Source organism: Solirubrobacter phytolaccae, from assembly GCF_027587195.1.
GTDB classification, from domain to species: domain Bacteria; phylum Actinomycetota; class Thermoleophilia; order Solirubrobacterales; family Solirubrobacteraceae; genus Solirubrobacter; species Solirubrobacter phytolaccae.
In genome coordinates this window covers 1-570 of sequence record NZ_JAPDDP010000168.1, presented here as the reverse complement: position 1 = coordinate 570, position 570 = coordinate 1, and the positions used below count along the sequence as shown (strand labels likewise).

General features: G+C 78.1%; 1 pseudogene. It reads right to left on the bottom strand.

What is annotated here, in order from left to right:
• Positions 1-399 (bottom strand): annotated as a pseudogene (locus OJ997_RS36265) (hypothetical protein); the annotation flags it as partial.
• Between the last annotated feature and the right edge of the window lie 171 nt (positions 400-570).

Below are 570 nucleotides of genomic sequence, written 5' to 3'. Positions count from 1 at the left end.
CGATCCGACTTCGACCGCCGCGGCCCGCGCCGCCTCGACGCCCGCGACGACGCGCACGTCCCGCGGCGTCGCGCCCGCGAGCCGCAGCGCCGCCATCCGCCGGTCCCGCGCGACCGACCCCATCCGTAGCGCCTGCGCCGTCAACGCCACCACCGGCACGACGAGCAGCACCGCGGCGGTGGCGACACCGACGCGCAGCCCGTCCTCGATCACGTACCGCGCGAGCCCCGAGCTCCAGTCCAACGGCGCGCGCACGAGGTGGACGACGTACAGCAGCAGCGCACCGGCGACCGCGACCGAGCCGGCGATCAGGCGTCGCCGCCAGCGCTCGGACCGTGAGCCGGAGCGCGCGAGCCGCAGTGCCGTCGCCGCGGTCATCGCGCCGCCCCGAGCACGCACGCGACCGTGATCCGTCGGCCGACGCCGACCACCGACATGCCGCGGAGCCCGGCGCCGCGCGCGGACGCAGCCGTGCCGCACCGGTCCACGCGGCGCATGCCGCTCGCCGGCCGTGCGCCGTCATCTCAGCACCGCCTCGGCTTCGACGTGGCCGTCCCGCAGGCGGACCTC